Genomic DNA, 7,004 nt, shown 5'->3' with positions numbered 1-7,004 from the left:
CTCGGCGAGCACGGTCACGAGAACTCGATGGACGTTCTGGCGACGCTGCGCAGACTGCGAGGACTGGACCAGGCGTTGCTCCACGCCGGGCCGGAGCACGGCTCGTCGGAGTCGAGCCATCGCCTCGGTGAGGCGCTGGCAAGACTCGAAGCTGCGCCGTGCTCGATACCCTCTCTCGTCGAACTCGCTCCGCGCTTGATCTGCGACCTCGGCTTCGATCGGGCGATCATCTCCCACGTCTCCGACGGGTTGTGGACTTCCGAGTCCGTGTTCGTGATGAACGACCCGGACTGGGCGGCGGCCATCAACAGGATCGGACAGGAACAGCCCCAGCCGCTCGTTCCGGGCCTGTTCGAAACCGAGGTCGTCCGGCGGCGGGAGCCGATCGTCGTCACCGACGTCCAGCACGACTCGCGTGTCCACAAGGGGATCGCGGACGCGTCCAGGTCGCGGTCCTACGTGGCGGCCCCGATCGTGTCCAGGGGCCGGGTGGTCGGGCTGCTGCACGCGGACCGCTACGGGCAGGATCGCGACACCGATGCCCGCGACAGTGACCTGCTCCTGTCGTTCTCGCACGGTCTGCGTCTGGCGCTGAGCAGGGCTCAGGTCACCGAACAGCTCGAGGTCGCCGCCAATACCCTCGCGCGGTTGACCGCGTCGCTCGAGGACGCCGCCGCCGGCGTACACGACGTGTCGCTGAACCTGACCGGCGCCCGCGCGAGTGAACCGGTCGCCCAAAATCCGCGGCCCCGCCCTGTGCTTGCGCGCCCCGCGCCGCGCACGTTGCCCGCAGAACTGACCAGCCGGGAGCTGCAAGTCCTCGAACTGATGGCCGAGGGCCGAACCAACGCGGCAATCGCGAAGGAACTGGTGATCAGCGAGGGCACCGCGAAACAACACGTCAAGCACGTCCTGCGGAAACTGCAGGCCGGGAACCGGGCCGAAGCCATCGCTATGTGGTTCCAGGCCGGCCGCCCGTGAGGGAGCGGCCGGCGGTTCAGCAGGCGGGTGCACCGAACTGCACCCCGTCGGACCAGCTTGCACGCTGAGCGATCATGCGCCGGTACTTCATCACCAGATCCGGCCGGCCGATCGTAAGGGTGCCGACCAAACGGTCGGCTTCGCGGTACAGCACCACCGTGCCGCCCTTGTGGTCGGTGCGGTGCTGCACCAGGATCTCGTCGGCCTGCGGGACACCGACAAACTGCAGTCGGGTGTCGTACCAGTCCGACCAGAAGTACGGCACCGTCGAGTAGGGCCTCCATTCCTCGCGTGGGGTCAGTGCGTTTCGCGCTGCGGTGGCCCCTTGCTCGGCCGCGCTGGTCCAGTGTTCGAGCCGCATCGTCCGCTCGAACAGTGAATTGTCCCAGTGGGCTACATCTCCCGCGGCCCAGACGTGTTCGACACGCGACCCGTCCTCCCGCAGGACGCCCATGGTCTCGTCACAGACGATGCCGCCGTCACGCTCGTGCAGCTTGACACCACTGCCTTGGAGCCACGCCGTGGACGGGGCGGCACCGACACCGACCACCACCAGGTCGGCTGTCAGGGACGATCCGTCGGACAACTCGACGGTGCCCACCGGGCGCTTGCCGTCGCTGTCCGGTACCGAACCCACGAGTGGTTTCAGCGTCGCCACACCGACACCCAGACGAAGGTCGGCGCCGTTCTCGAGATGCAGCCGCGAGCACAGGGCCCCGACCTCCACGCCGAGCGAGCGCACCAGCGGGGCGTCGAGGGCTTCGACGATGGTCACCGGCAGGCCGCGTTTGCGGGCTGCCGACGCCACCTCCGACCCGATGAAGCCCGCCCCGACCACGACGATGTTCGCTCGTGCATCGAGACCGCCGCGCACCGCGTGGGCATCGTCGAGGGTGCGCAACGCCAGAACGCCGGTGAGATCCTCTGCTCCCGGGAGTTGCCGTGCGGCCGCCCCCGTCGCGATCACCAACTCGTCGTAGCCGACGTGATCGACCTGGAGCGGATAGCCGGACTCGACTGCCACTGTTTTCTCAATGGTGTCGAGTCCGATCGCCCGGGTTCCGGTTCGCACGTCGATGTCGAGTTCGTCGTAAATCGTCGCGGCGGGCCGCAGGAGCGGATCGCCCACATCGGCTCGCTCGGCCGCCAAAAACTCTTTCGACAGGGGCGGCCGGTCGTACGGCAGGTGCGACTCCTCGCCCAGCAGGACGATCGGCCCTGTGTGACCGGCTCGTCGGGCCGCCTCACAGGCACGCAGGCCTGCCAATCCGGCACCGACGACTACCAGCTTCGCTTGTTCGTTCATTGCTCCGTGTCGACCCTGATCGTGATCGCCTGTGTCGGGCACGCGGCGGCGGCGTCTTCGAGTTCCGCCATCCGCTCGATGTCGTGCACGTCTGCCAGAACGATGAGATCACCGTCGTCACCGATCTCGAACACGTCCGGCGAGACGGCCTCACACAGGCCCAGCCCGGAGCACTTGCCCATGTCGACGACGACACGGCACTTCCCCGTTGTCATGGTCATCACCTCCTCACATTCGTCGTGAAGGGAAGACTCAGGACTCCCCGCATGAAGTTGGTCTTCATCAACGTGGGTTCACCGGCGGCGAAATCCGGCATCTGTTCATGCAATTCGCGGAACAGTGACCGCAGCATCGATTTCGCGAGCTGATTGCCAAGGCAGAAGTGGATACCGCCGCCGCCAAAGGCGATGTGCGGGTTGGGGCTACGCTGCAGGTCGAACTTCTCCGGATCGGTGAACACCTCGGTGTCCCAGTTGCCGGAGCCGTACATCATGACGACCTTGTCGCCGGGCAGGATCGTGTGTCCACCGAGTTCGTACTCCGCGATCGCGGTGCGGCGGAAGTTGAGAACAACCGAGCCGTAGCGGAGGAATTCCTCGATCGCCATGTTGATCCGCCCCTCGAAGTCCTCCCACAGCCAGGCACGCTGTTCCGGGAAGTCCGTCAGGGCCTTGACCGCGAAACTCGAGGTGTGCCGGGTGGTGTCCGTGGCCGCCACGGAGAACAGCGTCATCACCGCACCGATCTCTTCATCTGTGAGGTGCTCACCATCGACTTCTGCGTGAACCAACGCGGTGATCAGGTCGTCAGCCGGATTCTCGCGCCGTTCGGCGATGAGTTGCTCGGCGATCTCGTGGACCACCGCCGTTGCCTCGAGTTGAACCTCAGCAGCATCTCGGCCGGCAAGCAGAGCCGGATCCGCCCACGCCACGATCTCATCAGCGGCATGAGCCGCCCTGTCGCGGAGATCATCCGGAATGCCGAACATGTCACCGAACATTTCGATGGGCAGGTGACGCGCAATGTCGGCGACGAAGTCAATCGTGTTCTTTTCGGCTGCGGCCGAGACAATCCTCTTCGCCCGCATGGCTATATCACCCTCGATACGCCGAATCTGCTTCGGTGTGAACGCAGCGCTGACGAGCTTGCGGATCTTGTCGTGTTGAGGGTTGTCCATGGCGAGGAAGGACATCCCCAGTTCGAGGAACATCGGCGGCAGCAGGTCGAACATCACCCCGTAGCCGGAGACGAAGACATCGTTGTGCTGGCTGACCTCGACGATGTCCTTGTGCTTGACGACCGCCCAGAAGCCGGGATCGTCCGGGTCGGGCACCACAGCCGATTCGATCGGACGCTGCCAACTGATCGGCCGCTTCTCACGAAGTTCACGGAACTGGATCTCCCGTTCCGGTGCATCCTGAGCCCAGAAGGCGTCACTGGAGATATTGATGTCGTCGTATTCGCGAGTCGCCGCGACATCATTGGTGGGGACGATGCTCTGATCGTCGTCATCGAAACTCAGTTCGGTGTCATCGTCGAACGAGGTAGTCATGATTTCTCCATTGTGGGGTGAAAGAGCGCGACGGTTCAGTCGTCGGCGTGGCTGAGCAGAAGATCGTACGGCTTGCGCTCGCGACCACCGGACAAGTCGAGATGCACCACTTTGGTTTCGGTGTACTCGTCCAGCGCGTCGGGGCCGAGTTCGCGGCCGACGCCGCTCTGCTTGTAGCCGCCGAACGGCACCTGACAATTGATCTGATGGGCGTCGTTGATCCACACGCTGCCTGTCTGGATTTTCGTCGAGATATTTAGGGCCCGTTCGTTATCCGAGGTCCACACGCTCGCGGCAAGCCCGTATTCGCTGTCGTTGGCGATGGCGACCGCTTCTTGCTCGTCGCCGTACGGAATCACCACGAGAACCGGTCCGAAGACCTCCTCGCGGGCGATGCGCATGTTGTTGTGCACATCGGTGAGAATGGTCGGCTCCACCCAGTGCCCCTTGTCGAAACCTTCTCCGCTGGGGGTGTTTCCGCCGAGTGCAACGGTCGCGCCCTCCGCGACGGCACCCTCGATGTAGGAGAGGATGCGCGCCTTTTGTTTTCCGTCGATGACGGGTCCGAGATCGGTGTCCCAGTCCCTCGTGGGGCCGATCTGGATGGTCTTGGCCCGTTCGACGAGGCGTTCGACGAACTGATCGTGGATCGATGCCGGGACCAGGGCGCGGGTGCCCGATTCGCAGATTTGACCGGAGTAGACGAAACATCCGTACAGGACCCCGTCGACGGCCATGTCGAGATCGGCGTCGTCGAGAACGATCGAGGGACCCTTGCCGCCGAGTTCGAGGGTGACCTTCTTGACGGTGCCGGACGCCAACCGCATGATCTCGCGGCCGACCTCGGTCGAACCGGTGAAGGCGATCTTGCCGACGCCCGGGTGCGAAGCCAGGCGCGCGCCGGCGTCGCGGCCGTCACCGGGCACGACGTTCAGGACACCCTTGGGGAGGCCGTTCTCCTCGGCGATCCGGGCGAACGCCAGGATCGAGAGCGGTGTGTGCTCATCGGGCTTGACGACGACACTGTTGCCGGCGGCCAACGCCGGGCCCACCTTCCACAGCGTCAGCAGCAGCGGAAAGTTCCACGGTGCGATCGCCCCGACGACACCGATCGGCTCACGGTGCACAGTGCTTTGCGCAAGGGTGGGGAAACTCGACATCGGTGCCGGGCGAGACCATTGGTAGCTCTCGGCGAGGTCGGCGAAATAGTTGAAGTGGGACAATGCATATCCGATGTGGAACCCGGTCGCCTGTCGCACGGTCGCCCCGTTCGAGGACATCTCCAGTTCGACGAGCTCCTCGACGGCGTCATTGGCTGCGTTGGCGATACGCCGCATCACCGCGGCGCGTTCCTGCGGGGTGGCCCGCGACCACGACCCTTCCTCGAACGCCGCCTGTGCGGCCGCGACGGCGGTGTCGATATGCGAGGCATCGCCCTGCGCCACTGTTGCGACGACCGACTCGTCGCTCGGGTCGAGAATATCCATGCGGCGATCGGAATCGACTTCCTTGCCGCCGATACGCATGAGATGGTGCTGCACTTCCAGCGTTGTCATCGTTGTCAGCTCCTGGGATCGAGGATGATCTTCGTGGCCTCGTGGGCCTCGAAGAGCTTGTAGGCTTCGGCAGCGTCGGACAGGCCCATCCGGTGCGAGATCATCGTGCTGGGGTTCAACTTCCCTGCGGCCATCAGTGCGATGACCTCGTCCATGTACTCGGTGATATGCGAGACACCCATCTCGACCTTGACGCCCTTGAGGTACAGCTCGGAGAACGGCAGGGTCAGCGATTCTTCGGTGTACACGCCGGGGATGGAGAGTGTTCCGCCGGCGCGCACAAGCGAGATTGCCGAGACGAGTGCCGATTCGTGTCCTACCGCATCGACGACGACGTCCGCTCCGCGCCAGTCCGTCAGATCGAGTACTGCATCCGACGGATCGCCGTGGCTGGCGTCGACGCCGATGGCGCCGTAGGTTTCCGCTTCCTTCAGCCGTGCGGCCACGCGGTCGATGACGATGACTTGACCGGCACCGAGGGCGACTGCGGCCATGGCCGAGCAGAGCCCCACCGGACCGGCGCCGACGATCGCGACGGTATCGCCAGGTCGCATGGCCCGCGCGACGGCCTCGTAGCCGGTGGTCATGATGTCGCCGGCGAAGAGGATGTCGTCGTCGTTGGCGGTACCGGTGTCGGGGATCTTGCGGGTGGTCAGGTCTGCGGAGGGGACCACTACGTATTCGGCTTGCCCGCCGTCGAGATCACCGAGCGCCAGACCGAGGCCGAAAATCCGGCTTCCTGCACAGTTCCCGGGTTGGTGGCGTCGGCACTGGTAACACGCTCCGCAGCTGACCACGCACGAGGCGACAACGCGGTCGCCTTCGACGATCTGGCCGACGGCACCGCCGACTGCTTCCACCGTGCCCAGGAACTCGTGGCCGAGGATCACATCGGATTCGATTTCGAGCCGGCCTTCGTACGGATGAAGGTCGGTACCGCAGATCGCGGTGCGTTCGACCCGCAGAAGGATGTCGGTGGGTTCGGTGATCGTCGGGACGGGCACGTCCTCGACCTCCACCACGTGCGGCGCCTTGAGGACGGCCGCCTTCATCGTCTTCGCCATCGGATTAGACCTGCACGTCCTTCTTGGCCACCAGTTCCCGGTACATCGGGAACAGTGGCTTGGTGAGCGGCACCAGCTTGAGGATCTTGTTTACCGGCCCCTTGGCCTTGACCTGACCCTTTGCCAGTCCGACCGCCAGGTTGTAGTCACCGCGCCAGAACTGATCGGCGGTGTCTCCGCGCATGAGCAGGGTGATGTCCGGCTTGATGTCGGACGGTCCGGTGACGACCTGGTAGTCGTCACGGAACGCGATCGTCACCTCACACTCGGGGTCGGTGTAGAGCACGCGCATCACGATGTTCGCTGCCCGAAACTTCGGCCCCGACTCGGGGTGTTCGCCTCCGGCACGGAAGACTCCGCCGATGTATTCGTCGAGCTCGTCGGCATCTTTGAAAAATCCCATTTCGATTGCTCCTGCGGTTGTGCGGGTGATGGGTTCAATGGAATCAGCGAACCGGCCACGTGGGCAGATCCAGTTGGAGGACTCTTCGTATCCCCTAAGCCCAATACCGTTCAGTTAGAGGGTTGTGCGGTATCGTGTCGGC

At 64.5% G+C, this 7,004-nt stretch carries 7 protein-coding genes; 1 reads left to right on the top strand and 6 read right to left on the bottom strand.

Annotation, left to right across the window (positions count from 1 at the left end):
• Positions 1-981: LuxR C-terminal-related transcriptional regulator (locus tag WAW17_RS12605; RefSeq protein ID WP_422333310.1), on the top strand; the 981-nt coding region annotated here is incomplete at its 5' end.
• A gap of 16 nt (positions 982-997) precedes the next feature.
• Here WAW17_RS12605 and WAW17_RS12600 read toward each other — a convergent pair.
• The 6 genes from WAW17_RS12600 to WAW17_RS12575 are packed head-to-tail and all read right to left on the bottom strand — an operon-like array spanning position 998 to position 6,862.
• Positions 998-2,287 (bottom strand): NAD(P)/FAD-dependent oxidoreductase, encoded by a 1,290-nt coding sequence (locus WAW17_RS12600; protein WP_422333309.1) that lies wholly within the window; start codon positions 2,285-2,287, stop codon positions 998-1,000.
• On the bottom strand, positions 2,284-2,502 hold the full coding sequence (locus WAW17_RS12595; protein WP_422333308.1) for a ferredoxin: 219 nt from the start codon (positions 2,500-2,502) through the stop codon (positions 2,284-2,286). The genes WAW17_RS12600 and WAW17_RS12595 overlap by 4 nt, the downstream gene beginning before the upstream one ends.
• A gap of 5 nt (positions 2,503-2,507) precedes the next feature.
• Positions 2,508-3,839, bottom strand: coding sequence for a cytochrome P450 (locus WAW17_RS12590; RefSeq protein ID WP_422333307.1), 1,332 nt, complete (start codon positions 3,837-3,839; stop codon positions 2,508-2,510).
• Between the two features lie 35 nt (positions 3,840-3,874).
• Complete coding sequence (locus tag WAW17_RS12585; RefSeq protein WP_422333306.1) at positions 3,875-5,395, bottom strand: aldehyde dehydrogenase family protein; 1,521 nt, start codon at positions 5,393-5,395, stop codon at positions 3,875-3,877.
• Positions 5,396-5,400: 5 nt separating this feature from the next.
• A complete protein-coding gene (locus tag WAW17_RS12580; protein ID WP_422333305.1) occupies positions 5,401-6,459 on the bottom strand; it encodes an alcohol dehydrogenase catalytic domain-containing protein in 1,059 nt (352 codons plus the stop codon).
• A gap of 4 nt (positions 6,460-6,463) precedes the next feature.
• Positions 6,464-6,862 (bottom strand): hypothetical protein, encoded by a 399-nt coding sequence (locus WAW17_RS12575; RefSeq protein WP_422333304.1) that lies wholly within the window; start codon positions 6,860-6,862, stop codon positions 6,464-6,466.
• Between the last annotated feature and the right edge of the window lie 142 nt (positions 6,863-7,004).

It is taken from the genome of Rhodococcus sp. (in: high G+C Gram-positive bacteria), from assembly GCF_049286785.1.
Classification (GTDB): domain Bacteria; phylum Actinomycetota; class Actinomycetes; order Mycobacteriales; family Mycobacteriaceae; genus Rhodococcus_F.
Note: the sequence above shows the minus strand (reverse complement) of the source record. Positions and strands in the feature narration are given on the sequence as shown.

What these genes read in the sequence shown, in the direction of transcription:
- WAW17_RS12585 (WP_422333306.1), bottom strand. Translation starts at nt 5,395, where the DNA reads ATGACAACGCTGGAAGTGCAGCACCATCTCATGCGTATCGGCGGCAAG.
- WAW17_RS12575 (WP_422333304.1), bottom strand. Translation starts at nt 6,862, where the DNA reads ATGGGATTTTTCAAAGATGCCGACGAGCTCGACGAATACATCGGCGGA.
- WAW17_RS12600 (WP_422333309.1), bottom strand. Translation starts at nt 2,287, where the DNA reads ATGAACGAACAAGCGAAGCTGGTAGTCGTCGGTGCCGGATTGGCAGGC.
- WAW17_RS12580 (WP_422333305.1), bottom strand. Translation starts at nt 6,459, where the DNA reads ATGGCGAAGACGATGAAGGCGGCCGTCCTCAAGGCGCCGCACGTGGTG.
- WAW17_RS12595 (WP_422333308.1), bottom strand. Translation starts at nt 2,502, where the DNA reads ATGACAACGGGGAAGTGCCGTGTCGTCGTCGACATGGGCAAGTGCTCC.
- WAW17_RS12590 (WP_422333307.1), bottom strand. Translation starts at nt 3,839, where the DNA reads ATGACTACCTCGTTCGACGATGACACCGAACTGAGTTTCGATGACGAC.